Origin of the sequence: Erythrobacter sp. CCH5-A1 (assembly GCF_001557115.1) — a bacterium.
Taxonomy (GTDB): Bacteria; Pseudomonadota; Alphaproteobacteria; order Sphingomonadales; family Sphingomonadaceae; genus Erythrobacter.
Window position 1 is genome coordinate 1 of sequence record NZ_LSKQ01000241.1, and the last position, 25,618, is coordinate 25,618.

At 68.6% G+C, this 25,618-nt stretch carries 24 protein-coding genes and 1 tRNA gene; 13 read left to right on the plus strand and 12 right to left on the minus strand.

The genetic code is table 11. The annotated features are described in order from the left end of the window. The 3 genes from AX708_RS15105 to AX708_RS15115 all read left to right on the plus strand — a co-directional run. Positions 1–439, plus strand: a 439-nt coding sequence (locus AX708_RS15105) for a hypothetical protein (protein WP_067490371.1), incomplete at its 5' end; no start/stop codon positions are given. A 705-nt stretch (positions 440–1,144) separates the two neighbouring features. Next, the gene (locus AX708_RS15110) at positions 1,145–2,221 is read left to right on the plus strand and encodes a branched-chain amino acid aminotransferase (protein WP_066526551.1); all 1,077 of its coding nucleotides are present in this window, start codon (positions 1,145–1,147) and stop codon (positions 2,219–2,221) included. After that, a complete protein-coding gene (locus AX708_RS15115; protein ID WP_082745441.1) occupies positions 2,203–3,024 on the plus strand; it encodes a rhodanese-related sulfurtransferase in 822 nt (273 codons plus the stop codon). The genes AX708_RS15110 and AX708_RS15115 overlap by 19 nt, the downstream gene beginning before the upstream one ends. Positions 3,025–3,036: 12 nt before the next feature. Here the strand turns inward: AX708_RS15115 and AX708_RS15120 are convergent, their stop codons facing one another. Further along, the gene (locus AX708_RS15120; RefSeq protein ID WP_066526549.1) at positions 3,037–3,483 is read right to left on the minus strand and encodes a nuclear transport factor 2 family protein; all 447 of its coding nucleotides are present in this window, start codon (positions 3,481–3,483) and stop codon (positions 3,037–3,039) included. A gap of 80 nt (positions 3,484–3,563) precedes the next feature. Here AX708_RS15120 and AX708_RS15125 point away from each other — a divergent pair, with 80 nt between their 5' ends. Then, on the plus strand, positions 3,564–4,340 hold the full coding sequence (locus AX708_RS15125; RefSeq protein ID WP_066526546.1) for a helix-turn-helix domain-containing protein: 777 nt from the start codon (positions 3,564–3,566) through the stop codon (positions 4,338–4,340). Here AX708_RS15125 and AX708_RS15130 read toward each other — a convergent pair. Beyond that, the gene (locus AX708_RS15130; RefSeq protein ID WP_066526536.1) at positions 4,337–5,233 is read right to left on the minus strand and encodes a LysR family transcriptional regulator; all 897 of its coding nucleotides are present in this window, start codon (positions 5,231–5,233) and stop codon (positions 4,337–4,339) included. The genes AX708_RS15125 and AX708_RS15130 overlap by 4 nt on opposite strands. Positions 5,234–5,338: 105 nt before the next feature. Here AX708_RS15130 and AX708_RS15135 point away from each other — a divergent pair, with 105 nt between their 5' ends. The 3 genes from AX708_RS15135 to AX708_RS15145 all read left to right on the plus strand — a co-directional run bounded on the left by AX708_RS15135 (position 5,339) and on the right by AX708_RS15145 (position 7,256). Then, entirely contained in the window at positions 5,339–6,040 is a 702-nt protein-coding gene (locus tag AX708_RS15135) for a pirin family protein (protein WP_066526533.1), read from the plus strand. 93 nt (positions 6,041–6,133) lie between these two features. Continuing rightward, positions 6,134–6,730: an FMN-dependent NADH-azoreductase gene (locus AX708_RS15140; protein WP_066526527.1), complete on the plus strand. Its 597-nt coding sequence runs from the start codon at positions 6,134–6,136 to the stop codon at positions 6,728–6,730. Positions 6,731–6,833: 103 nt separating this feature from the next. Further along, complete coding sequence (locus AX708_RS15145) at positions 6,834–7,256, plus strand: DoxX family protein (RefSeq protein ID WP_082745440.1); 423 nt, start codon at positions 6,834–6,836, stop codon at positions 7,254–7,256. 61 nt (positions 7,257–7,317) lie between these two features. Here the strand turns inward: AX708_RS15145 and AX708_RS15150 are convergent, their stop codons facing one another. The 3 genes from AX708_RS15150 to AX708_RS15160 are packed head-to-tail and all read right to left on the minus strand — an operon-like array spanning position 7,318 to position 11,368. Continuing rightward, positions 7,318–8,220: a DMT family transporter gene (locus AX708_RS15150; RefSeq protein ID WP_066526524.1), complete on the minus strand. Its 903-nt coding sequence runs from the start codon at positions 8,218–8,220 to the stop codon at positions 7,318–7,320. Further along, positions 8,220–10,298, minus strand: a complete 2,079-nt coding sequence (locus AX708_RS15155) for an NAD(+) synthase (RefSeq protein WP_066526521.1) — start codon at positions 10,296–10,298, stop codon at positions 8,220–8,222. Before AX708_RS15155 ends, AX708_RS15150 begins: the two co-directional genes overlap by 1 nt. A gap of 53 nt (positions 10,299–10,351) precedes the next feature. After that, positions 10,352–11,368 carry a DNA topoisomerase IB gene (locus AX708_RS15160; RefSeq protein ID WP_197425911.1) on the minus strand — a complete coding sequence of 339 codons (1,017 nt, stop codon included), beginning with the start codon at positions 11,366–11,368 and terminating at the stop codon, positions 10,352–10,354. Between the two features lie 116 nt (positions 11,369–11,484). Here AX708_RS15160 and yghU point away from each other — a divergent pair, with 116 nt between their 5' ends. The 3 genes from yghU to AX708_RS15175 all read left to right on the plus strand — a co-directional run bounded on the left by yghU (position 11,485) and on the right by AX708_RS15175 (position 14,220). After that, positions 11,485–12,360, plus strand: a complete 876-nt coding sequence (gene yghU, locus AX708_RS15165; RefSeq protein WP_066526517.1) for a glutathione-dependent disulfide-bond oxidoreductase — start codon at positions 11,485–11,487, stop codon at positions 12,358–12,360. Between the two features lie 81 nt (positions 12,361–12,441). Next, positions 12,442–12,516 (plus strand) — tRNA-Gln (locus tag AX708_RS15170). Between the two features lie 99 nt (positions 12,517–12,615). Continuing rightward, entirely contained in the window at positions 12,616–14,220 is a 1,605-nt protein-coding gene (locus tag AX708_RS15175; protein WP_066526515.1) for a c-type cytochrome, read from the plus strand. Here AX708_RS15175 and AX708_RS15180 read toward each other — a convergent pair. From AX708_RS15180 to AX708_RS15200, 5 genes are read right to left on the minus strand one after another with little or no spacing between them, the layout of a single operon-like run. Further along, positions 14,217–15,194, minus strand: a complete 978-nt coding sequence (locus tag AX708_RS15180) for a hypothetical protein (protein WP_066526511.1) — start codon at positions 15,192–15,194, stop codon at positions 14,217–14,219. The two genes, AX708_RS15175 and AX708_RS15180, sit on opposite strands and share 4 nt — an antisense overlap. Further along, on the minus strand, positions 15,191–16,285 hold the full coding sequence (locus AX708_RS15185; protein WP_066526503.1) for a GNAT family N-acetyltransferase: 1,095 nt from the start codon (positions 16,283–16,285) through the stop codon (positions 15,191–15,193). The genes AX708_RS15180 and AX708_RS15185 overlap by 4 nt, the downstream gene beginning before the upstream one ends. Continuing rightward, a complete protein-coding gene (locus tag AX708_RS15190; protein WP_066526501.1) occupies positions 16,282–17,421 on the minus strand; it encodes a hypothetical protein in 1,140 nt (379 codons plus the stop codon). The genes AX708_RS15185 and AX708_RS15190 overlap by 4 nt, the downstream gene beginning before the upstream one ends. Next, complete coding sequence (locus AX708_RS15195) at positions 17,418–18,293, minus strand: ThiF family adenylyltransferase (protein WP_066526498.1); 876 nt, start codon at positions 18,291–18,293, stop codon at positions 17,418–17,420. The genes AX708_RS15190 and AX708_RS15195 overlap by 4 nt, the downstream gene beginning before the upstream one ends. Next, positions 18,290–19,231 carry a hypothetical protein gene (locus AX708_RS15200; protein ID WP_066526493.1) on the minus strand — a complete coding sequence of 314 codons (942 nt, stop codon included), beginning with the start codon at positions 19,229–19,231 and terminating at the stop codon, positions 18,290–18,292. Before AX708_RS15200 ends, AX708_RS15195 begins: the two co-directional genes overlap by 4 nt. Before the next feature lie 302 nt (positions 19,232–19,533). On the opposite strand from AX708_RS15200, the gene AX708_RS15205 reads away from it, so the two are divergent. The 3 genes from AX708_RS15205 to AX708_RS15215 all read left to right on the plus strand — a co-directional run bounded on the left by AX708_RS15205 (position 19,534) and on the right by AX708_RS15215 (position 22,712). Beyond that, complete coding sequence (locus AX708_RS15205) at positions 19,534–21,159, plus strand: sensor histidine kinase (protein ID WP_066526489.1); 1,626 nt, start codon at positions 19,534–19,536, stop codon at positions 21,157–21,159. Next, positions 21,156–21,779, plus strand: a complete 624-nt coding sequence (locus AX708_RS15210; RefSeq protein WP_066526487.1) for a response regulator transcription factor — start codon at positions 21,156–21,158, stop codon at positions 21,777–21,779. The genes AX708_RS15205 and AX708_RS15210 overlap by 4 nt, the downstream gene beginning before the upstream one ends. 162 nt (positions 21,780–21,941) lie before the next feature. Then, on the plus strand, positions 21,942–22,712 hold the full coding sequence (locus AX708_RS15215) for an enoyl-CoA hydratase/isomerase family protein (RefSeq protein ID WP_066526483.1): 771 nt from the start codon (positions 21,942–21,944) through the stop codon (positions 22,710–22,712). Positions 22,713–22,730: 18 nt separating this feature from the next. Here the strand turns inward: AX708_RS15215 and AX708_RS15220 are convergent, their stop codons facing one another. Together AX708_RS15220 and AX708_RS15225 are read right to left on the minus strand one after the other, a co-directional pair. Continuing rightward, positions 22,731–24,998 (minus strand): molybdopterin-dependent oxidoreductase, encoded by a 2,268-nt coding sequence (locus tag AX708_RS15220; RefSeq protein ID WP_067490374.1) that lies wholly within the window; start codon positions 24,996–24,998, stop codon positions 22,731–22,733. Next, on the minus strand, positions 24,995–25,588 hold the full coding sequence (locus AX708_RS15225; RefSeq protein WP_066526479.1) for a TetR/AcrR family transcriptional regulator: 594 nt from the start codon (positions 25,586–25,588) through the stop codon (positions 24,995–24,997). The genes AX708_RS15220 and AX708_RS15225 overlap by 4 nt, the downstream gene beginning before the upstream one ends. Positions 25,589–25,618 lie beyond the last annotated feature (30 nt).

Sequence of the window (25,618 nt, forward strand, 5' to 3'; positions counted from 1 at the left end):
CCCCACGCCCGCCGTCCCGGTTCCGCCGATCGCCGATACCCACTGGATGGACGCAGCCCTGACGCCGGGTAGCTGGGTCTACCAGAACTTCGCGCCCGCCGACGGCAGGCGCGCGCTGTTTTCCGATCCGGACAATACCTTTTACTTCGCCCTCGCCTGTGCGGCGGGGCCGGACGGGATGCTCGTGCAGTTCGACCGCACAGGCTCGCCCGCCAAGCGGTATCTGGCGATGACGATCCGCACCGAAACCACGCAGCGCACGCTGACAGCCGAGCGCTTCGGGTCGCAGATGATCGTCGCCGGGGTTTCCGCCTCCGACCCGCTGCTCGACGCGATGGCGCTCTCCAAGGGACGGTTCGCGGTGGAGGTGGAAGGCGAGGCGACGCTGATCCTCCCCAGCCACGCCGAGGTCAGCCGGCTGGTCGAGGATTGCCGATAAAGCTCGTCTTTGCGAGCGGAGCGAAGCAATCTATGGTCAGAGGGAGCGGCCGGACGCATCGGCGGTTCATGGATTGCCGCGTCGCCTCTGCCAGGCTCCTCGCAATGACGACCGGGAAAGCGATTCCATACATTAATATCCACAGGCTTGCCCCCAGCCTGTCCACAACCGCGGCGGAAACGAAAAACGCCCGAGGTCTCCCCCGGGCGGCCCGTCTGCACGCCTTTGTGCGGCGAGGAATGAGTATGACGCGGGAAAAGATTATTTCAAGTCTTGTGCAGCCTCCCGCAATGACTCACATTGCATGCCGAGGCCAGCGGCGAACGCGGCTCTCGGCCCCCGGTGATACGCGGGGTCTGGCTCACAAGCGCGAAAGGAGGTGATCCGATGTCTCATGGTTCAGTAGCGAGGTCGGTGAAGATCCCTACGGAGCATACTCGGTAATCCTCTGCCAGAGTAAGGCTACGTGAGCGGCACTTCCGGCCGCTGACCATGTCAAGGGCGTTTCCTCCGACGGGCAGGAAACGCCCTTTTCATTTCTTGTCTTTCGAAGGCGCCTCCGCGCCTTCGTCCTCGGCGCTGCTTCCTTCGCTGCGCTACGGAGCGCCTGCGGCTCGCGCGCGTGCGCTCGCGGTCGCTGCGCTACCGATAATCGTGCCCAAGTGTAATCTTGCCCTGTGCCTCTCACAGGATTAGGCGCAAACTATGCAACTCACGCGCCTCCCCCACCCCTCGCCCACGCCCGATGCCACCCGCGAAAGCCTGATCGCCGATCCGGGCTTCGGCACCGTGTTCACCGATCACATGGTGACGATCGATTACGACGAGGCGCTGGGTGGCTGGCAGACCCCGGTGATCGGGCCCCGCGAGGCGATCCCGCTCGATCCGGCGGCAAGCGTGCTACACTATGCGCAGGAAATCTTCGAGGGTCTTAAGGCCTATCGCCACCCCGACGGCGCGCTCGGCCTGTTCCGGCCCGAGGCCAACGCCGCGCGCTTCAACGCCTCGGCCGAGCGGCTCGCCATGCCCGCGCTGCCCGAAGAGACTTTCATCGGCGCGATCCGCGCGCTGCTCGAGGTTGACGGCGAGTGGTATCCGGCGGTCGAGGGCGGCTCGCTCTACCTGCGGCCCTTCATGATCGCCACCGAGGCCTTCCTCGGCGTGCGGCCTGCCAAGAAATACAAGTTCATCGTCATCGCAAGTCCGGCCGGCAACTATTTCAAATCGGGCGCAAAGGCGGTCAGCATCTGGATCTCAGACTACACCCGCGCCGCCCCCGGCGGCACCGGCGCGGCCAAGTGCGGGGGCAACTATGCCGCGAGCCTCGTCCCCACCGGCCAGGCCTTTGCCAAGGGCCATGATCAGGTGCTGTTCCTCGATGCGGTCGAACGCAAGTGGGTCGAGGAGCTGGGCGGCATGAACCTGTTCTTCGTCTTTGCCGACGGCACCGTCATCACCCCGCCGCTGACCGGCACGATCCTGCCCGGCATCACCCGCGACAGCCTGATCGCGCTGCTGGAAGAGCAGGGCCTCAAGGTCTCCGAAGCTCCCTACTCCATCGACCAGTGGCGCGCTGATGCAGCGAGCGGCCACCTCGTCGAGGTGATGGCCTGCGGCACGGCGGCGGTGGTCACCGCGGTCGGCACGGTCGCCGGGCACGACGGCGCGTTCACCATCGGTGCAGGCGGCATCGGCCAAACCACGGCCGCCCTGCGCGAACAGCTCGTCGGCATCCAGACCGGCCGCATTGCCGACACCCACGGATGGGTGATGCGGGTTTGATACCAGCGCCGATCCGCGTCGCCGCGCTCTACCAGTTCACGCGCTTCGACGATCCGCACAGCCTGCAGCCCGCGCTCATCGCGGCTTGCGAGGACGCGGGGGTCAAGGGCACGTTGCTGCTCGCGCGCGAGGGGATCAACGGGACGATTGCCGGCCCGGCCGAAGGACTAGCGGCCGTGCTCGCCCACATCCGCACGCTGCCGGAGTGCACTGACCTCGATGTCAAGTTTTCCGAGGCGCCCGCCATGCCCTTCGGCAAGCTCAAGGTCCGCGTGAAGCGCGAGATCGTCACCATGGGCGAGCCCGACATCGACCCTCGGCTCAGCGTCGGCACCTATGTCGACGCGCAGGACTGGAACGCGCTGATCGCCGATCCCGAAACCCTCGTGATCGACACCCGCAACGATTACGAGGTCGCGATCGGCACCTTTGCGGGTGCGGTCGATCCGGCCACGCCCTCTTTCCGCGATTTCCCCGCCTGGTTCCGCGACAACCGCGAGGCCCTGCTGGCGGGCAAGAAGAAGGTCGCGATGTTCTGCACCGGAGGCATCCGCTGCGAGAAATCGACCAGCTTCCTGCGCGCCGAGGGCGTCGAGGAGGTCTTTCACCTCAAGGGCGGCATTCTCAAATATCTCGAGCAAGTGCCTGAGGAACAAAGCCTGTGGCAGGGCGAGTGCTTCGTCTTCGACGAGCGTGTCAGCCTCGGACACGGTCTGGCGCAGGGCACCCACACCCGCTGCCAGCCTTGCGGGCGGCCCTACCCGGCGGGCGGGGCATGCCCGGTGTGCGGGCCGGACGCCTGACGCAGGCGCGCCTCAGGCATAGCTCGCATCGAGTTCCGGCGCGTGCTCCGCCAGCCATGCCAGCGCGGCCTGCACATCAGCCTCGGCGAGATCGTAGCAGTCCTGCATCATCGCCACCTTGCCATCGCGAAAGCGCCACAGGCTCGGCGCGGAGAAGTGCAGGAGCGGCCGGTCGCCCAGCCGATATACTCCCATCGCCCGCGCGGTGACCACATCGGGTCCGAACTCGCGCGCGCCCACGCCGAACCACCAGCGCTGGTCGAAATGTCGGTCGAAGCCGGCGATCGAGCGGCGGAAGCCCGCGAGCACCGCATCGACCCCGACCAAGTGGCAGGCGAAGGGCACGCCCGAGACGGTGTAGGTTGCATCCTCGACGATCAGCGGGCGCAGCGCGTCCCAGTCGCCCGTTGCAACTGCGGTGTCGAAGGCCGCCGTCCAGCGGCGCCACAGGTCGATCATGTTTCTCTCCTTGCTGATGGAGAGATGATCGCAACACAAGGTAATGGACTCAATTACCTTGAGGTCATATTCGTGGCCCCATGGCCTTCGGACCCGCCCTTGCCCGCTTGCGCCGCAGCCGCGGCCTCTCGCAGGAAGTCCTCGCCGATGCGGCGGGGCTGTCACAGCGCCATGTCAGCTTTCTCGAGACCGGGCGAGCGCGGCCCGGGCAGCGCAGCCTTGCCGCGCTGATCGCCGCTCTGGCCCTGCGCGGATGGGAACAGCGCACGCTGGTCGATGCGCTCGCCCCGCAGCCGCCTGCCGGGACGGAGACGCCCGAGGCGCCTGACCCTGCGCTGGTGACGCTGCTCGCCGAGCGTCTTTCGCCGTGGCCCGCCTATGCCTTCCGCCCCGACGGGACGCTGCTGGCCGCCAACCGCGCGCTGGGGCGGCTGCTGGAGACCGCCGCGCCGGGCGAGAACCTGTGGGCCGCGACCGCGCCGGCGGGCGGCCCCAACATTTACGATCTGGTGTTCCACCCGGCCGGGCTCGGGCGCTGGCTGGAGAACCCGGAGGCGGTGATCCCCGAAACCCTGCGGCGGCTGCGGATCGAGGCGGCGCAGGACCGCTCCCTCACCCCGGTGCTGCGGCGGATCGAGCGCTATCCGGCGGTGCAGTCGCTGGCGGCGCGCGCGCATCTCTCCGCACCGCCCGTCCTCGTCGAGCGCTATCGGCTGGGAGCGGAGACGTTGTCGGTGATCTCGGTCATCTCGCACCTCGCCTCGCCCGGGGAATACGAGCTCGACGGGCTGCGGCTCGAGACCTTCCTTCCCGCCGATGCGGCGAGCGAGCGGCTGCTGGCGGGGCTGTCCTGCTAGGCGCCCGCCAACCCTGTCTTGAACGCATCGACCAGCCAGCTCGCCGCCGGGCCGAGCTTCGTGTCGCGCCGCCACAGGGCGGAGAGGCGGTAGTGATCGCCCGGCTTCTCGGGCAGGTCGAGCTCGACCAGCGCGCCGCTCGCCAGATCGCCCGCCACCATCCCGCGCGGCATGTTGCCCCAGCCCAGCCCCTCCTTGAGCAGCGAGTGCTTCGCGCCCAGGTCCCCCAGCCGCCACGTGCGCGGCGAGAGGACCGAGAACTCGCGGCCCTCGGTGAGCGGCGAGCGGTCGGTCAGCACCAGTTGCAGGTGGCGGCGGCTCTCGCCCGGCGCGATGCCTGAACGGGCCAGCGGGTGCGAAGGCGCGGCGACCGGCACGAGGTCGATCTCGCCGATCGCCTGCCTTTCCAGCGCGGGCTGATCGCCGATCACCGGGCCGCCGATGGCAAGGTCAGCCCCGCCCTCGATCAGGCACGCCGCGACCGCGCCCAGCCCCTCGATCCTCAGCGTCAGCGCGCAGCTCGGGAACATCCGCCGGAATTCGCCGAGCACATGCGCGGTGACATCGCCCGGCACCATCACGTCGATCACCAGCGCCAGCGAAGGTTCCTGCCCCGCGTGGAGCGAGCGCGCCTTGGCGAGCAGCGCATCGACCCCGTCCGAAACGCCGCGCGCCTCGGCCAGCAGGCCCTCGCCCTCGGGGGTCAGCACCGGGCGGCGCGAGCCCTCGCGCTCGAACAGGCTCATGCCGAGCTGCGCCTCCAGCTGGGCGATGCCGTAGGACACCGCCGAGACCGCGCGCCCCATCGCCTTGGCCGCTCCGCCGAAGCTGCCGTGTTCGGCGACGGCGATGAAGATGCGCAGTTGGTCAAGCGAGGGATCACCGAGCTTCATGCGCGCTTGTTCGGATAATCCGAACATCTTGGCAAGTTTTATCGCAGTTATCTGGAAGACGGTCTCGGCCTATCTGGGCTTCAACGAAACCCAAGGAGACACGCCATGATCGAACTCAGGCCCTTCAACACCCTCGGCGCCGCCAACCACGGCTGGCTCGATGCGCACCACCACTTCTCCTTCGCGGGCTACCACGATCCGGCCCGGGTCCACTGGGGCGCCCTGCGCGTCTGGAACGACGATGCGATCGCCGCCAAGTCGGGCTTCCCGCCGCACCCGCACAGCGACATGGAGATCATCACCTATGTCCGCGCCGGGGCGATCACGCACCGCGATTCGATGGGCAACCAGGGCCGCACCGAAGCGGGCGACGTTCAGGTGATGAGCGCCGGCAGCGGCGTCACCCACTCGGAATACAACCTCGAGGACGAGGAGACCCGGATCTTCCAGATCTGGATCATCCCCGATGCCCGCGGCGGCCAGCCCAGCTGGGGCGCGCGGCAGTTCCCCAAGGATGACCGCGCGGGCGCCTTCGTGCCCCTGGCGAGCGGCGTGGCAAATGATGATGACGCTCTCCCCATCCGTGCCGATGCGCGGGTGCTGGGCGCGACCATCAAGGCGGGTGAGAGCGTGACCTACACGCCTCGCTCAGCCGACCGCCACCTCTACCTCGTCCCCGCCACCGGCAAGGTGCGGATCGAGACGGTCGAAGCCAATGCCCGCGACGGCGTCGCCATCACCGGGCAGGAATCGGTGACGATCACGGCCGTTGAAGACAGCGAGGTCGTGCTGGTCGACGCGGCCTAACCCCAACCCCCTCGGAGCCGGCCGGCTCTCTCCCCCTCTCCCCTTCGAGCCGGCCGGCTCCACCCCCTCTCCCAAGCAAAGGAGTTTTCCGACATGAGCAACATCCTCTACATCACCGCCAGCATCCGCTCGGACGCCGAGAGCGTCTCGCGCCAACTCGGCCAGAGCATCGTCGACGGCATCGTGGCCAAGACCGGCTCCAGTGTCACCACCCGCGATCTGGCGGCGAATGACCTGCCCTTCGTTAGCGGCGAGCGCTTTGCCGCGAACCTCACTCCCGCGGCTGACCGCACCTCCGAGCAGGCCGAACTGGCCGCGATCGCCGACACGCTGATCGCCGAGCTTCAGGCTGCCGACACCATCGTGATCGCCTCGCCGGTCTACAATTTTGGCCCGCCCGCCACGCTCAAGGCCTGGGCCGATCTGGTCGCGCGCGCCGGGACGACCTTCCAGTACACCGCGAACGGCCCCGAAGGCCTGCTCAAGGGCAAGAAGGCCTATCTCGCCATTGCCACCGGCGGCACCCCGGTGGGCGCGGACTTCGACTTCATGAGCCGCTGGCTGACCTTCTTCCTCGGCTTCCTCGGTATCACCGATGTGGAGATCGTCGCGGCTGACGGGATCATGGGCGTCGATGGCGAAGCCAAGATCGCCGCTGCCAAGGATGCCGCGCTGAAGCTTGCCGCCTGACGGGCGGCCTCATGGGCGGGGGGCGGCCGGCAAGGGTCGCACCGTCTCCCGCCCACCCCTTCCTCCTCCCCTGACTACCACCTTCCTCCCCAGGAGAACCATCATGAACGACATTACTGCCACCCTCCCGCAAACCCCGGCCGCCACCTCGACGCAGGACGCCGTCGCGCTCGGCGCGCGGCTGCTGCTGGCCACGATCTTCCTCGTCATGGGCCTCGGCAAGCTCGCTGCCGCCGAGGGCACCATCGGCTACATCGCCAGCGTCGGCCTGCCCTTCGCGACCGGCATCTACTACGCCACCGTCGCGCTTGAAGTGGTGGGCGCCGGCCTGCTGATCGCGGGTTACCGCACCCGTGCCGCGGCAATCGCTCTCGGCCTGTTCAGCATCCTTGCCGCGGCGATATTCCACGCCGATTTCGCCGACCAGATGCAGTTCACGAGCTTCCTCAAGAACCTCGCTATCGCGGGCGGCATGTTCCAGCTCGCCGCCTTCGGCCCGGGCCGCCTGTCGCTCGACCGCGGCTGAAGTCTCGATACCCGCAGTAGCAAGTGGCCGGGGCGTCGCCGACGCTCCGGCCCTTCTCGCGTCACACCTTGGGCCGCGCCAGCCAGGACTTGAAGACCGTGCGGCTCGGGCGGATGACGATGATCGCGACGCCCGTTAGCGCCATCGTCCCGCCGACGATCAGCGGCCAGTGGATCGTGTCCCCCGTCAGCCATGTCCCGAAGGCGATGGTGAGCAGCGGGGTGAGCAGCGTGAGCGGCACGATGAGGTTCGCGTCATAGCGCTGGAACAGCATGAAATAGGCCGAATGCGCGCCGACCGAGACGATCACCCCGGCAAACAACACGCACCCTGCCACGGCCAGCGGCGCGGCGCTTACCGCGGCGATCTGCCCGGTCTCGAGCGCCAGCGTGGCGGGCAGCATGACCCCAAGCGAGGCCACCCCGGCCCAGGCCTGCAGGGTCGGAGCGCCGATATCGAGCCGCTTGACGAAGACCGAGGCGAAGGCGCCGATAAGAACGCCGGCAAAGGCAAAGCCGAGCCCCACCGGATCGCCCGCCTCGGACGGGGCACCGATCGCCAGGCCCACGCCGCCCAGCGCCAGCGCCATCCCGATCCCGCGCCGCCAGCGCACTTCCTCGCCGAGGAACAGGATCGCGAACAGCACGGTGAGCGGCGCGCCCGAGAGGTTGACGATCCCGACCGCCGAGGGGCTCGCGGTCTGGAGGCCGATAAATTGCAGTCCGAAGCTTCCCCCGGTGATGGCAAAGCCGATCAGCAGCACCAGCGGCAGGCGCTCCGGCCGCCCGCGCAGCAGCAACGGCACCAGCACCGCCACAACGGTCGCCGAGCGCATCACGGTGTAGAACAGCGGCGGCACGCCGAGGCTCGCCACCGCGATCTTGCTGACCACGATGTTCATTGCCCAGGCAACGTTGCAGAACAGCATGATCCCGAGTGCGGAGAGGGGCAGGCTTTTGGGCATCAAGGTGCGAGTTCGCGCACGGCCTCATCTGGCAAGCCCTCGCGCAGTTCCTCGCGCCACACGGTCGCGACCGCGTCAGACGGCGCGCGCCAGTCTCCGCGCGGGCTCAGCGCACCCGCCGAGGAGACCTTGGGCCCGTTGGGCAGCGCCGAGCGCTTGAACTGCGAGAAGCCGAAGAAGCGCGCGCAGAACCTGTCGAGCCAGTGGGCGACGGTGGCCAGATCGTAGGCGTTCTTGCGGAGCTCGGGGAAGCCCGCCGGCCACATTCCCACACCCGCTTCTTTCCACGCATGCCATGCCAGAAACGCGACCTTGGAGGGGCGCTGGCCGAAGCGGATGATGTGGTGCAGGAAGAAGTCGTTGAGTTCGTAGGGCCCGACAAGGCTCTCGGTCGATTGCACTTGCCCGTCGGCGCCCGGCGGCACCAGCTCGGGCGAGATTTCGGTATCGAGCACGCCGTCCAGCACCGCCGAACATTCCTCGCAGAACTGGCCCGTGCGGATCACCCAGCGGATCAGGTACTGGATCAGCGTCTTGGGCACGCCGGCGTTGACGCCGTAATGGCTCATGTGGTCGCCCACGCCATAGGTGCACCAGCCCAGCGCCAACTCGGAAAGGTCACCGGTGCCGAGCACGAAGCCGCCGTGCTGCCCGGCGAGGCGGAAGAGGTAGTCCGTGCGCAGGCCCGCCTGCACGTTTTCGAAGGTCACATCATGCACTGGCTCGCCGCTGGCAAAGGGGTGGCCGATATCTTCGAGCATCTTGCGCGCGGCAGGGCGGATGTCGATCTCGCCCGCGGTGATCTCGAGCGCCTGCATCAACCGGTGGGCGTGGCCCTTGGTGTGGTCCGAGGTGGCGAAGCCCGGCATGGTGAAGCCGCGGATGAAGCTGCGCGGCAGGCCCAGCCGGTCGCAGGCCTTGGCGGCGACGATCAGCGCGTGGGTGCTGTCGAGCCCGCCCGAAATGCCGATGACGAGGCTCTTGGCCCCGGTCGACTGGATGCGCCGCATCAGCGCGTCGACCTGGATGTTGAAGGCCTCGAAGCAGTCCTCGTCGAGCTTCTCCGACCGGTCGGGCACGAAGGGGAAGCGCGCAACGGGGCGGACGAGGCCGATGTCGCCCGCCCGGTAGGCGTGCTCGAACTCGATCCGGCGGTAGGTGTCCGCAGGGTTCCCCGCCCATTCGGCAGCATCGGCGAAGGTCTGGTTGCGCATCCGCTCGGCGGCGAGCCTTTCGGTGTCGATGTCGACGATGGTGAGTTCGCCCGTGCGGTCGAATCGTTCCGACTGCACGAGCAGGCTGCCCATCTCGTAGACCATCCCCTGCCCGTCCCAGGCAAGGTCGGTGGTGCTCTCGCCGTGCCCGCTCGCCGAATAGACATAGGCCGCGATGGCACGGGCGGCCGAGGAGCGAGCGTGCAGGTGGCGATCGTCCGCGCGCCCGATGGTGACGGGCGAGGCCGAGAGGTTGCACAGGATCAGCGCGCCCGCCATCGCGGCCTGCATCCCCGGCGGGACAGGCGCCCAGAAATCCTCGCAGATCTCCACCCCGAAGCGGAAGCCCGGCAGGTTCTCGGCGGCGAAGATCAGGTCGGTGCCGAAGGGCACTTCGCTCCCCGCGACGTCGATCCACAGATCGGTGCACCCACGCCCGTGAGCAAAATGGCGCTTCTCGTAGAACTCGCGGTAATTGGGCAGGAAGCTCTTGGGCACCACGCCGAGGATCGCCCCGTGCGCAATTACCACCGCACAATTGTACAGCTTGTCCGCGCGCTTGAGCGGCGCGCCGATGACGAGCACCGGATCGAGAGCGGCCGAGGCCGCGACCACCTCGGCCAGTGCCTGCTCGACCCGCTCGATCAGCACATTCTGGAGCAGCAGGTCGTCGATGGCGTAAGAGGACAGGGTCAGCTCGGGGAAGACCACCAGATCGACGTTCGCTTCGTGGGCCTTCTCAGCCTCGGCCAGCACGCCCGCGGTGTTGAAGGGCACGTCGGCGGTGCGGCTGCACGGGGTCGCCGTCGCCACGCGCACAAAGCCGTGGGTGTGCATGTCAAAGAAGGGGTGGGCCTCGGTCATCGCTGCGGCATCTCCTGCTGGGCGAGCGCTGTAACGCGCGCGGCCCGCGCTGCCTAGCTTTGCTCGCCGCCCAGATAGCCCTGCGCGCTACCGCATTCTTCCAGAAAGGCAATGAGGCCCCGTTCCGCCCGGCTGAGCCAGCGGGTTTGGCGCGGGAGCGTGAGGGCGGCGCGCCATTCTTCCTGCCCGTCGATGCGGGCGATCAGCGCGGGGTGGATGTAGGACTTGCGCGCGATCGCCGGGGTATTGCCGAGGTGCTCGGCGACATGATCGAGCATTTCGGCGAGCTTCACCCGTCCCGTGCCGGTCGCGAGCCGCTCGAAGGCGAGGCTGCTGGCATGGAAGGTGCGGAAGTGCTTGGCGGTGAAATCGGCGCCCATCGTCTCGCGCAGATAGGCGTTGACGTCGGCGGCGGTGACGGGGCGGATGTCGCCGGCATCGTCCGCGTAGCGGAACAGGTGATCGTCGTCCGCCCCCAGGTCCGCCATCCGCCGCACGGCCTTGGCGAGGTCGGCATCCTCGACCTCTAGCTCGTGCTCCTTCCCGCCCTTGCCGACGAAATTGAGCGCGAGGCGGCGGCGGCCGACCTCGACATGGTCTGATCGCAGCGTGGTCGCGCCGTAGCTGTCGTTGGTGCGGGCGTAATGCGCGTTGCCGATGCGGATCGCCGAGAGATCGAGCAGCCGCACCACCGCCGCCAGCGCGGCTTCGCGGGGCACGCCGCGCACCGCAATATCCTCCTCCACCCGCTTGCGGATCAGCGGCAGGCGTTTGCCGAAAGCGGCGCAGGCATCGTATTTGGCGCTCTCGCGCTGCGAGCGGAACTCGGGGTGGTAGCGGTATTGCTTCCTCCCCGCATCGTCGAATCCGGTGGCAAGGATGTGGCCATTCGCCGCCGGACAGAACCACGCATCGGTGTAGGCCGGCGGGAGCGCGATGGCGTTGAGCCGCTTCTTTTCCTTCGCGTTGCGGATCAGCGCGCCGCTCGGGTCGTAATAGGCCCAGCCCTTCCCCGCCCGCCGCCGCGTGATCCCGGGCAGGCTGTCGTCAACATAGACCAGGTTTTCCATCGGCAAGAGAAAGCCGCGCGGGGCCGCGAATGTTCCATCTTGAACCCCGACCCTCCCCGCGCCAGCTAGAGAGACGTGACGGCGCAAGCAGGTGCCGCGCCGCAAGGAGACTTCCCATGGCTGACGCCACCTACACCCCGCCCGCCGTCTGGAGCGCCGACACCGTCTCGGGCGGCCGCTTCGCCAACATCAACCGCCCGACCGCCGGCGCGCGCGAGGACAAGGCGCTGCCCGAGGGCGACAATCCCTTCCAGCTCTATTCGCTCGCCACGCCCAACGGAGTGAAGGCGACGATCCTGCTCGAGGAATTGCTCGAGGCCGGGCACAAGGGCGCGGAATACGATGCCTGGACGATCAACATCGGCGAAGGCGAGCAGTTCACCAGCGGCTTCGTGGGCGTGAACCCCAATTCCAAGATCCCCGCCCTCCTTGACAAGAGCGACCCGGCCGCGCCCTTCCGCGTGTTCGAGAGCGGCGCGATCCTCGTCCACCTCGCCGAAAAGTTCGGGATGTTCCTCCCAACCGACCCGGCGAAGCGTGCCGAGGTCTTGAGCTGGGTGTTCTGGCAGGTCGCGAGCGGGCCTTTCATGGGCGGCGGCTTCGGCCATTTCTACGCCTATGCGCCCGAGAAGTACGAGTATCCCATCAACCGCTACGCGATGGAAACCAAGCGCATCTTCGACGTCGCCGACAAGCGCCTCGCGGAAAGCCGCTTCCTCGCCGGTGACGAATACACCCTCGCCGACATTGCCAACTTCCCCTGGCTCGCGCCCTTCGTCGAAGGCAATATCTACAACGACGCCAAGACCTTTCTCAGCATCGACGAATATACCAACGTCGCGCGCTGGGTGGCCGAAATCAAGGCGCGCCCGGCGGTCCAGCGCGGGCGGATCGTCAACAAGGTGTGGGGCGATGAGGACACGCAGCTGCGCGAACGCCACTCGGCAGCGGATTTCGAAGGCAAGCGGCTGGTGACCGGCGCACCGGTCTGAGGCATGCGGGCGAAGGCGCGCATTACGCGCTTTCGCCCCCTTCACATCCGCATTTCAGCCGCTATAGAGCGCCGCTCTTGCTGGGGCGTAGCCAAGCGGTAAGGCAGCGGTTTTTGGTACCGCCATGCGAAGGTTCGAATCCTTCCGCCCCAGCCATCGGCATTCGGAGCCGCCCTCGAACCCGCCTCTTGCGCAAGGCCGCAAGTCCGGTTCATTGGGGCTCATGCGATTGGCACAGCTTCCGGCGCGCGCCGCATGACCTTCAGGACCTTCGCCCTTGCCGCACTGGCCGTGGCCGTTGGCCTTGCCGCGTTTCTGCTGCTGGCAGCCGAGCCGCAGGGCGATTCCCTGGCAGCGCCGGAAACGGCCCCCGATGCCCCGCTCGTTGCCAAAGGCGCGGCGGCCTTTGCCGGCGGCGGATTCGGCGGGATCTCGCAGACCGCGCTTGAGACCAATGCGGTGCCCTTCAAGCTGGTGGCGGCCGCGCTGGTGCTCGACGAACAGGCGCGCGATCCTTCCGCGCCTGCCGATGCGGCGACGTTGCAGCGGGTCCTGCGGCGGTTCGGCTTCCTCTACCCGACGCGCATCGACGGCCTGCCCGAGGGGCTGCGTCTGAACCTTGCTGAAAAGCCGCTGGGGATGACCCACGGTTTCATCGCCCCCGTGGGCGGATCGCGGGTCGAGGTCGCCAATCTCGGCTGCGCCGCGTGCCACGCAGGGGTCGCCTACGCCACCGACGGCGCGCCGCAGCCCGCGCGCGCGGTGCTGGGGATGCCGAACACCTCGCTCGATCTCGAAAGCTACACGCAAGCCGTGTTCGTCGCGCTCCGCCGCCATGCGGGGAGCTCCGCGCTGCTGGCGACCGCCGACAGGCTGTTTCCGGGCATGGGCTGGCAGGAGCGCGCTTCGCTCAGGTGGATCGTGCTGCCGCTGGCAAAAAGCCGGCTCGATACGCTCGCCGGCAAGGCCCGCGCCCTGCCCTTTCCCAACGGCCTGCCGGGCGCGACCAACGGGGTCGCTGCCCTCAAGCTCCAGACGGGAACGCCGCTGCTGGGAGGCGGGGCTGACGAGCGCGGGTTTGTCTCGATCCCCGACCTTGCCTTGCGCCATCGCCGCAGCCGATTGCTCGCGGACGGAGCCTACGCCGCCCCTTCGGGCAAGGCCGACGCGCGCCAGCTTGCCGCGATCACGAGCTTCTTCACTGTCCCCAGCATGGGCGTGAAGCCCGAGGAAGCCCGCCGCCATATCCCCGAGGCCGAGGCAATCTTCGCCTGGCTCGCGGACTACCGCCCGCAAGGCTTCCCCGGCCCGGTCGACCGCGCGGCGGCGCAGCGCGGCGCGGGGCTCTATGCGCAGGGCTGCGCATCGTGCCATGGCCGCTTCGACTGGAACGGCGGCGCGCCCCGCCTTGCGTCCTACCCCGACTGGATCGGCGATGTCGGCACCGATCCCTTGCGGGCGCGGGTGATGGATGACGGGCTGGCGAGAGCGATCAGAGGCTCGGCCTATGCTTCGGAAATCGGGGTGCGCCGGGGCGAGGGCTACACCGCCCCGCCGCTCGCAGGCCTATGGGCCTCGGCGCCGTACCTCCACAATGGTTCGGTGCCCAGTCTTGCCGCACTGCTCGACCCGCGCCTGCGCCCGCGCCGGTTCATGGTCGGCGGGCATGCGCTCGACTGGACGAGCATGGGACTGCGGCTGACCGCGGAGGGGCGCTATCCGGTGGGCTACCGGCCTTTCGCGGTGCCGCAATGGGTCGACACGGGGCGGCCCGGCCTCGGCAATGGCGGGCACAGTTTCGGCAGCGGACTGACCGCGCAGGAGCGCGCGGCGCTGATCGAATTCCTGAAGCTGCTCTAGTCCAGCAGAACTTCGGACAGTGGTAGCCGCGCGCGGGCGAAGGGCGGCCCGTCGCGGCGGCCGATGCGCAGTGCGCTCACGAGTCGCCGGTCCGCCGCGATGCCGTGCGCATGGCGGAGCGCGGCGGAGGCAGCCGGATCGTCGGCCAGCGCGGCCAGCACATTGCCGCCGAGCCCGCCCGCATCGACCTCCAGCCACAGCCGGTGGAATGCGCGGCCGCTGTCGAACGGGTCTTCGCCAGCCGGGCGGTGGAACAGCACCACCGCGGTGGCATGGGTGAAGCCTTTGGCCTCGGCGAGCAAGGAGGACGCGAGGCCGAGCGCGGCAAGCGGCGCGAACAGCGGCCCCAGCACCGCGCCCGCGCCGATCGCCTCGACCCCGGAGAGCTGCATCGCGGCGGCATTGAGCCCGTCGCGCGCCCAGCCGGGATGGCTGCGCCGCAGCCGCATCCAGTGGCGCAGCTCGGCGCGGAAAGCACGCCCGCGCATGATGCCGAAGCTCGCGCGATCATAGAGCGCGGCAGTCTCGGCGATCACTGCGCGGTCGGCGAGGATCACCCGGTCCTCGCCCGCCAGGGCCTGCGCCGCCGCGCGGTCTTGGGCGCTAGGCGGGAGAAACGCCCCGCGCCACGAGGCCCGCGTCTCCAGCACCGCCAGCAGCGGATCGGGCGCTGCGCCGGGGGAGAAGCTGAGGCGCGCGACAGGCTGCAACCCGCCCTCGCCCGCGCCAAAAAGCCGCTCGACCTTTGTCACAAGCCCCGCGCCCGAGGCAGCGATCACCGCCCCCTCGGCCGCCGCGCCGAGGCTGATCGCGGCGTCGTTCCCGCGCGGATCGCCCACCGCCAGCCGCCGCGCGGTGTCCTCCAGCACCACCAGCGTCCCGCCCTCGATCCGCCAGCGCGCGGGCTGGACGTTGTGAACGCTCGGCGCAGCCATCGCCGCCGCAACGATCGGGCGCAGCACGTCGGGGCTCATGCGATTGCCTTGCGGAACAGGTGCAGCTTGTGGAGCCACCGGCCGTTCATCTTCTCGACCTGTCTGAGGCTCGCCGGGTTCTCGTCGGCGATCCACGTGCCGCCCACGCTCTCATACCCCGCCGCGCGCACTCGGGTGAGGGTTTCAGCGAGCATCGCACTCATGATCCCCTGCCCGTGCGCCGCGCGCGCGACCGAGTAGAAGATGATCACCGCGCGGCGGCGGTTCATGCGGTAGCGCAGGAAGTGCCACGGCGTCGTCAGCCCGATCCGCGAGCGGGTCGCCTTGAGGAAGCCGTTGAGGTCGGGGATGGCGATGATCACCCCCACCGGCACCCCGTCGCGCTTCACCACCGAGGACAGGCGCGGGTCGAGAATCGTGCTCAGCTCGCCTGCCTGAAACTGGAACTCTTCGGCGGTCAGCGGGACGAACATCGGGTTGTCGTGGAAGCCGTCGTTAAGCAGCAGGCGGGCTTCCTCCATCCGCTCGGGGAAAGTCGATTTGCGGATCGGGGCGAAAGTGAAATGTGCGGGGTCCAGCGCTGCGGGCGGCGGGGCGGCGCGGGCGAGGTCGATCTCGAATGTGGTCATCGGGAAAAACGGCGCAAAGCCGTTCCCCGCGAGCATCCCCGGCAGCCACGGCGGGCCGACGATCATGTCGGTGTAAGAGGTTTCCTCGAAGCCGCCGGTCATCACCCCGCATTGCTGCATGGCGGTGAGGTTGAAGTTGCCGACCAGCTCGGCGGTGCCCTGCTCGCGGGCGAAGCCCTCGGCCGCGCCGAGCAGCAGGCGCGCGGCTTCGGGATCGTCGGCGCAGTCGAAGAAGCCGAACTGGCAGCGGTTCCAGCCCCAGCGGGTGTTCGACTGGCGGTGCAGGTGGGCGATGATCCGCCCCACTGGCTTGCTGTCGCCGCGGTGCACCGTCCAGAAACGGAAGGGATTGCCCGCCTGCCACAGCGGGTTCTTCACCGGGTCAAGCATCCGCAGGATGTCACCCCGCATCGGCGAGACATAGCCGATTTCAGGTCCGTAGGCGTGGAACGGGGCTTCGAAGAAGGCCTTCGCATCGCTTTCGCGCAAGGTGAGGGTCATGGAACGCGCTCCAGCAGCCGTGCGACGATGGTGAGTTCCTGCGCCAGCCGCGCCTCGTCCAGCGCGCCGCCCGAGATCGCGAGGAAGCGCGGGCCGGTTCCCGCGGGGAGGCGCAGCAGGTGGCTGGCACCGTAGCGGGCGAGCAGCTCGCGCGCGGCGCCGGTCAGCGTCTCGCTCGCCGGATCGCGCGCCGCGGTCAGGACCGGGCGATCGGCAAGCGCGGCGAGCACGTCGCCGGGCAGGTCGGCGAGCGCCTCGGCGGTCACCGGCACGCCGTTGGCGAGCAGCGGGTGGCTGGCAAGGATCGCGGCCTCATCGGGCGCGGCGCGGGCGACGGCGAGCAGCACCCCCTCGCCGCGGCCCGAGCCGCCGGCGAAGCGCTCGGCGAGCATGACCAGCCCGGCCGCCGCGCCAGCGGTGGCGGCGAGCGACCAGATGAGCGCCGGAGGCACGCCTGCAATCCGGGCCGCGAGCGCGGCAAGCCCCGCCGCCCCCGTCACCAGCGCCAAGTCGCCCAGCAGCCGCAGGGGCCTGCTCGCGCTGCCCGCAAGGCGCGAGCAGGCGAGCACGAAGACCAGCGCCGCAAACGGCCCGCCGCGGAACGGCAGGTCGGGGAAGGCCCAGGCAAAATCGGTCGCCAGCAGCGGCAGCGCCAGCGCGAAGGCCAGCGCGAGCATGTCCGCCGCGCGCCGCTCGGCGAGAGACACCGTGGCGCGCTGGGCGAGGATGTGCGCGAGGATCGCAACCACCACCGCGGCCTGAAACAGCGCGAGGGCGATCAGCGCGGGGCCGGTCCACACCAGCCCGAAGGTCACCGCCAGAAGCGAGAAGGCCCCCGCCCCGCCCAACGCCAGCAGCTTGAGCGGTCGAGACGCATGGCGGCGCACCAGCTCCTCGGCAAGGCGCAGCGTGACGAGCGGTAGCCACGCGGCCACCACCATGGTCAGCGCGACCACGACCGGGGACGGCAGTGCCACTCCGACCAGCCGAAAGCCCAGCAGCAGCGCGATCAGCGTGACGAGGCGCGCCAGATGCCCCGCCACCCCGCCCCTGCGCGCAGGCTCGGCCACGCCCCAGCGCGCCACCAGCGCGGCGAGCAGCCCGATCGCGGTGAGGAGCGCGCCGATCGCGGTCATTCGGCAAGCATCCGCGCCATGAACCGCCGCACCAGCGCACGCTTGGCGAAGGCCAGCGGCGCGGCCAGCGGGCGTTCGGTCCGCTGCGCGTGGGGGTTGAAGAAATAGCCGCGATAATCGGTGCCGCCGGGGCGCTTCAGGATCACCCGGATCGCTTCCTCGGCCATCAGCGTGCCCGCCATCGTCACCATGGTGGAGAAGCTGAAGCGCGAACGCTTGCCCGCGGCGACCTCGCCCGCCACGTCCAGATCGACATATTTGTGGCTAGAGGAATGGACGAGGACATACTCGATCTCCTTCATCAGGCATTCCACCCCCATCTCTTTGGTGATGGACTGCCACGGCACGCCGATGGTGGGGTAGCCGAGCCGCTCCTCGATCCGCGGATCGCCGGGGCGCACGACTGTGACCGATGGCAGGGGCGAGGCGTAGGCATCGATCAGCGTCTTCCCGTGCGAACGGCACTGGCGGTAATATTCGGCGCCCGCGGCGGCATCGTCGGTCCCGTTGATCGCGACATCGGCGCGCGGCAGGATCTCGGGCAGGCGCTCGGTCCATTCGCGGCCCAGAACCTCGATCTCGATCTCGGGATTGATCTCGCGCGCCAGCCGCGCAGCGGCCTCGGCCTTGTGCTGGCCTATGGTATCGGCGCGGGCGAAGAGCTGGCGGTTGAGGTTGGAGACCTCGAAGCCGTCGAGATCGGCGATGATGAAGCGCCCGATCCCTGCGCGCAGCAGCGCCATGAATGCCGCGCCCCCCATTCCGCCGACGCCGGGAATGACAACGCAGGCCTCGCGCAGGCGCTGCTGCTCCGCCTCGGTCACGAAACCGCGGTTGCGGGTGGTCATCTCGTCATAGGAGAAGGCGGTCATGGTATTGGCCTCAGGCGGTTGTACGGGCGGGAGGGATCCAGCCACTGGATCAGCGGGGCGAGCACCGCGCCCGCGAGCACCATCGCTGCCTGCACGGCAAGCTGGGGCAAGGCGCTGCGCGGCACGCTGCGGGCAAGGAAGCGCTGCCCGGCGGCCAGATCGATCTTGCCGATCTGGAGCACATCGTCGCCGCGCGCGTAATCGAGCGCGCGCTCGCAATAGGCGTTGTATTCCTCGCGGCGGTGCTTGGCGGCGATGGCGAAGGTCTTCTTCAGATTGTCCGATCCGCCGGTATAGGCGTTGGTGATGACCTGCCGGTCAGCATCGTAGCCCGCATCCTCCCCCACACCGAAGGCCTGGCGGTGGCGGCGCATAATCTGGTGCGCGAGGTGGCGGTGGGTGAAGCTCTGCGGCGTCGCGCTCTGCGCCGGGAATACGTCGCTGAAGGTCTCGGCCACCATGCCGACCACCGCGGGCACCTGCGTAACGCTGCTCACCCAGAGGGGCCGCATGCCCTGCCGCAGGAACAGCGCGAAGCAGGTGAGGCCGTAGAGGATCCAAGACAACCCGCCGCTGCGCTCGGCCGGATCGACCATCACCAGGCCGAGGTGAAGCACCTTGTCCTCGCTCCCGCCACGGATCACGCCGAGCTGCGGCATGGCGTTGAAGGCGACCGGGCGCGCGTCGGCACTGCGGGTCACGAGCGTGATGACGCTGCGGTTCCACGCCGCGCCGTCTTCGGCGAAGAGGCCATAGTCGAGGCTTTGCCCGCCAAGGCAGGCGCGCACGACGGTATCGCAATCCTGTTTGAGCCGCGCCAGCGCCTCGGGCGCAAGGCTGGTGCCGGGCCGCTCGACGATCCACACGCGGTATTCGCGCGAGGGTCGGAACGAAAGCGACAGGGTTTCGCCGGCAAGGGCACCAAGAAACTGAAGCAATGGTTCCCCCTCCCCCGTGCCGGAATGCCGACATGACGCGCTGCACCAACTGCTAGCCCGGACGCGGCATAGACAGCGGCCACGCAAATCGCTTTAGGCCTGTCCGAGAAAAAGATGGTTAAGTGGGGGGCTGTTTTGCCGCAAGCGCCGATGCGAGCTTGCGGGGGAGAAGCGGCGATGGACCTGGGGCGAGGGGAATCGCCAGGGCCGCACTTCAAAAAGGGTGCCCGATGTGCTTGATGGCACGGCAGGGACAGAAGCGCGGCCCGGACAAACGGGCAACAAGGCTTGAAAACGACAGCATGCTGAAGCGGATTCTCGATTACCATTCGGGTCGCGGCATCGCGTTGTGCAGGCTTGCCCTCGCGCTGGTGTTCCTGCTTGTCCTTTACGCCGACCCCGATCAGCCGGTGCGCAATTCCTCGGAAGGCTATCTCTTCCTGGGCGGCTATGCGCTGCTCTCGCTCGTGCTGCTCGCCGCGATCTGGAACGACTGGTGGCGCGATGTGACCCTGCGCCTGCCCGCCCTGCTCCTCGATTGTGCGGTGTTCCTGATTGCCATCTACCTCACCGAGAGCAGCTCCACCGATTTCACCAGCCCGTTCCTGTCCTCCTTCATCTTCATCATCCTCACCGCCACGGTGCGATGGGGCTGGTCAGGCATGGCGATCGTCGCCGGCATGCTCAGCCTGAGCTATTTTGCTGCGGGCGCATCGCTGGAATGGGCCGGCTTCGATGTCGAACTCTACCGCTTCGGCCGCCGCGGCACCTACATGTTCCTGCTGTCGCTGATTCTGGTCTGGTTCGGTCTGCAGCGCCGGGTGCGCGCGGTGGCACGCCTCGACCTTGCAGACGAGAACACGGGCGAAGTGCCGGTCTCGGAAATCGCCGCCTATGCGATGCGGGCGACCGGATCGCCCTGCGCGTACCTGGGCTGGTGGAGCAACGAGGATCCGCACGTGCTGCTGTGCAGCATCGAGAGGGCCGATCCGGTCATTCTCAGCCTGCCGCCAGAAGGGCTGGCTGCACCGGCCGACACGCCCTTCGCGCTGTTCGACCGCCCGCGGCGCCGGATGCTGGTTGCCAATGCCGACGGCAGGATCAGGACCCGGCGGGAGGCCTTCGCTACCCCCCTCCCCGACCATTACGGGATTGCCGAGGGGCTGGTGATCCCGATCGGCAGTTCGTCGGGCAAGGGGATGCTCATCCTCAGCGGCAACCGCGACATCAGCATCGACCACCTTGCCATGGCACCGGCCCTTGCGCAGGAGATTTCCGCGGCGCTCGACCGGCAGTTGCTCTCGCACGTCTCGCGCGAGGCGGCGGTGGCACACCTGCGCGCCACGCTTGCCCGCGACCTGCACGACAGTGTGGCGCAGACCCTGGCCGGGGTACGCTTCCGGATCGAGGCGCTGCGCGCCCAGGTTCGCGCGGGCGCCGATGCCGACGCCGAATTCGACGAGATGAAAGCCAGCCTCAGCAACGAGCACCGCAACCTGCGCCAGATGATCGAGCGTCTGCGCCGGACCGATCTCGAGCCTTCGATGATCCGGCTCGCGCCCCAGATGCAGAGCGTCGCGGGCGAGCTGGAGCGCAACTGGCGCGCCGAAGTGCGCGTGTCGACCATGCCCGACAATCTCACGGTACCGGTCGGCCTTGCCTACGAGATCCAGCAGATCGCCCGCGAAGCTGTGGCCAACGGCGTGCGCCACGGAGAGGCGCGGCGCTTCGATATCGCCGTCTCGCGCAGCGCTTGGGGCATCGATCTCGACATCCGGGATGACGGGAGGGGGTTCACGGGCACGCCCGCGCCCCATCCGCGCACGCTCGACGAGAGAGCCCGTGCCAATGGTGGCTATTTGACCGTCTGCGCGAGCAACACTGGCGCGCATCTTGTGATCAACCTGCCTGATCGGAGGGATTCATGATCGATGTCCTTGTAGCCGACGACCATCCCTTCCTGAGGGCCGGGCTCGAAGCGGTGCTGCGCACGGCCGGGATGGTCGTGGTGGCATCGGTGGGCGACGGCGATGCGGCGCTGGCCGCTATTCCCGAAACCGACCCCGACGTGGTCGTGCTCGATGTCGCGATGCCCGCGCGTGACGGCGTGGCGACACTTGCCGCGATGCGCGAGGGGGGTGACGAGAGGCCGGTGGTGATCCTGACCGCCAGCATCGATGACGAGAAGCTGCTCGCCGCGATCCGGCACGGCGCCAGCGGGATCGTGCTCAAGGAGGACGCCGAGGATTTCCTGATCGACTGCATCCGCAACGCCAGCGCCGGACAAAGGACGATCGATCCGCGGCTCGCCTCGCGGATCACCGACCTCGCCTCGGGCGAGAAGCCCCAACGGCGGATCGACAAGCTCGGGCGGCGCGAAAAGGAGATCGTCGAGCGGGTCGCCCGCGGCCTGCGCAACCGACAAATCGGCGAGGAACTCTCGATGAGCGAGGGATCGGTCAAGGTCTATCTCCACACGATCTTCGAGAAGCTCGAGGTGAGGAGCCGGACCGAGCTTGCCATTCTCTATCACGAGGAGACGAGCTGAGCCGCGCAGGCGCAGGCGGCGGGCGGGCGGTGGTCATTCCTGCGCGGAATAGGTCTTAGCGCTCAGGGCCATCTGCCCTTCTGCCAGGGAAATGGGAATCTCTCGTGTCAGCCAGCCGAAAGGGATCTTCCCGAGGGCCGCTCATACGAAGGGAACAGTGCCATGACCCGCTTTGCCGACTACCAGAACAGCTTTCCCAATGCCCGCCTCACCCGCTCGGCGAGCGGTGTGCTCGAGGTTGCGCTCCACACCGATGGCGGCAAGCTCGTTTTCAACGGACACACCCACGAGCAGTTCGTCGACCTGTTCCACGCGATCGGCGAGGACCGCGACAACCGCGTCGTGATCCTCACCGGTAGCGGCGATGCCTTCATGGACGCGATCGACCCCGAGGGCTTCGACTTCTTCTCGCCCATGGGCTACGACAAGATCCTGCGCGAGGGGCGCAAGGTGCTGTCGAACATCCTCGACATCGAGGTGCCAATGATCGCCGCGCTCAACGGCCCGGTGCTGCTCCACAGCGAGTATGCGCTGCTCGCCGACATCATCCTCGCGACGCCCGAAACGGTGTTCCAGGACAAGCCGCATTTCGATTTCGGGATCGTGCCCGGTGACGGGGTGAACCTGCTGTGGCCCGAGGTGATCGGTTCCGTGCGCGGGCGCTATTTCATCCTCACCCGCCAGGTGCTCGATGCCCAGACGGCGAAGGATTACGGTGCGGTCAACGAGATCGTGCCCGCCGATCAGCTGCTCGCCCGCGCGCACGAGATCGCCGAGAGCCTCGCCGCGCTGCCGCCGCTGACCGGGCGCTACACCCGGATCGCGCTTACCCAGAAGCTGCGCCGGATCATCGACGAAGGCGCGGGCTACGGCCTCGCGCTGGAAGGCATCAGCGCCGCCGACGTCGCCCGGCGGATGGCCGAGGCGCAGTGAACCGCCAGCCGGTGCGGCTCAGCCCACGGGCTCGAGCCGCACCGGCACATATTTGTGCCACGGCGTCCCCACCACCGGATCGCGCCAGCGGTAATCGGTGAGTTCGTTCAATGCGACCCCGTGGCGGCGCACCGTGCCGTCCGGCCCCGCCACGTCGAGCCCCAGCCCGTTGGGCAGCGAGACATGGCCGCGGCGACTGCCCTCGTGGCACTCCACCACGGTCCGGGCGCGGGCGCGGCGCGAGACGACCTCGACCGGCGCGCCATCGGCGAGGCCCAAAGCCGCGGCATCCTCCGGATGGATCCGCAAGGTACTCTCGAGCTCGCCCTTCCTCAGCCAGTCGGGGTTGCGGATCGAGGTGTTGCTGGTCTCGGTCCGGCGCTCCCCTGCCGAGAGGATGAAGGGGTATTCGGCATCGCGGGGCGGCCCGGCGGGATCGAGCGCGAGCAGCGCCTCGATCATCTCGGGGATGTGGAGGTTGATCTGCTGCCCGGGGCTGCGCAGGCGCTTCCAGCTGTCCTCGGCATCCTGCCGCGCGAAGACCGTGCCCGAGGGCGAGCCGAGAATCGCCTCGAACAACCGGTTCCCCGCGAGCGGCCCGCTGTGCCCGGCGCGCGCGGCTTCTTCGGGGAAGGCCTGCACGAACAGCTGCGCCACGCCCCACACGCCTGCGGCATTGCTGAGGCCTTCGGGCAGCACCGGCCCCAGTGCGCGGTAGAGCAGCACCGATGCGACCGGCATCAGCGCAGGGTTCGCGCCGATGGTCTGCATGAAGGCCATCGCCAGAGCATCGAGCCCCTTCTCGGCAGCAGCGCGCAAAGGCGCAACGTCCGCCTCGCCGAATGCGCCCAATGCCTCGCACAGCCGCGCATGGATCTCGCCTTCCTCGAGCGTGCCTTCGCGCGGCGGGAACAGCGGATGGCGCAGCTGGAAGGCATTGGCCTCGGGCTCGAAGTTGAAGAAGCTGCCTTCCGCCTTCTCGAACTGGCTGCTCGCCGGGAGCACGTAATCGGCGGCGCGCGCGGTCTCGGTCATGGCGACATCGATCACCACGCTCACATCGAGCGCGCGCAGCGCCTCGCGCATCCGCGCCGAATCCGCGAGCGAGTGGACCGGATTGGCGCTCTCGACGATCATCGCGCGGAAGCGGTGCGGGTGATCGGTGAGGATTTCCTCGGTGATCGCGTTGCAGGGGATGAGGCCCATGACGACGGGGAAGCCGGTAACGGGCGAGCGGCGGAAGTTGCGTTCTCCCGAGGTCTTGCTCGCCGCCCCGCCCCCGCCGGCGCCCAGCGGGCGGAAGGGGATGAAGGCATAGCTCGTCCCCTTGCGGCCGAAGGCACCGGTCAGCCCGATGATCAGGCGGTGGAGGTAGGAGCCGAGCGTCGAATGGACGCCCATCTGCATGCCGAGGTCTTCCATCGAGGCCATCGTCTCGGCCTTGGCCATACGCTTTGCGGCGGCTCGCAGCAGCGCCTCGTCCACGCCGCAGACCTCGGCGAACTGGCTCACCGGGATGCGCGAAAGTGCCTCAAGCACGGGTTCGGCATTGGCAACGTGTTCGGCCATCCAGTCGCGGTTGGCGAGCCCGTCCTGCACGAGAATCGCGGCGAGCGCGCCGAGGCACCACGCATCGGTGCCGGGGCGGATCGCGAGATGGTAGTCGGCCATCGCCGCGGTCTCGCTCTTGCGCGGGTCGATGACGATCAGCGCGCGGGTAGGGTCGGCGGCGATCTCGCGCAGCACCAGCCGCGCGCGCGGGAAGCCGTGTGATTGCCACGGGTTCTTGCCGATCAGCAAGGCGACCTCGGCGTGCTCGAAATCGTGGTGGATGCCGCAGCCGAACATGCACGCCTGGACCCAGGCCTCGCCGGTCTTCTCCTGCGCCAGCGCATTCGAGCGATAGCGCACGCCGAGCGCCGCCAGCGTGCTCTGCGAATAGACGCCCGGGAGGTGATTCCCCTGCGCGCCGCCGCCGTAATAGAAGATGCTCTCGCCCCCGTGCGCGTCGCGCACCGCGGCGAGCTTGGCGGCGATTTCGCTGATGGCGGTGTCCCAGTTGATCGCCTCGTAGCTGCCGTCGGCGCGGCGGCGCATCGGCGAGGACAGGCGGTCGCGGCCCTGCTGGTAGGCGTCCATCCGCTGCGCCTTCTCGCACAGGTAGCCCTGGCTGACGGGGTGGTTCTTGTCGGCGCGCACGCGGGTGATGTGGCCGCCCTCGGTCTGGACCTCGATCCCGCAATTCAGGGAGCAGATCAGGCAGGCGGTGGGTTTCCAGTCACTCATTGCGGGTCTCCCTGTGAAACGGCGTAGGCATCGGCGAGGCGGCCTGCGGCATCGCGGCAAGCGGCGAGGATGGCGTCGGACAGTGCGGCATCGGGCACGGCGCGGGCGAGCGCGAGCCCGCCTGCCGCCAGCGCGAGCAGCGCCAGTTCCTCGGACGGGGGTGCGGGGTCTTGCGAATTGTCGCTGTCGGTGACGACGGTGGCGAGCAGCTCCTGGAAGCTTTCGCGCACCGCCGGTGCGGCCCGCGGCGCCTCGCTCAGCAGCGCGGCGAGCGGGCAGCCGGTTTCGGGATGATCGCGATGGGTGCGCGAGAGATAGGAACGGGCGCGTAGCATGCGCCGCTCGGGGCGGGTGAGGCCATGCGGCACGGCGCCGAGGCGGGCCGTACGTGATGCCATCGCCGTTTCGAGTGCCGCCACCTCGAGCGCCTCCTTGCTCGGAAAGTGAGCATAGAAGGCGCCGTGGGTGAGCCCGAGATCGCGCATCAGGCGCTGGACACCATTGCCGCCCAGCCCCTCGGCCCGCAGCCGCTGCGAAGCGAGATCAAGGATCGCGGCGCGGGTGGCGGCCTTCTGTTCGGAGCGTTTCAAGCGAGTCTCCCTTCTCAGCCCTCAGATTTT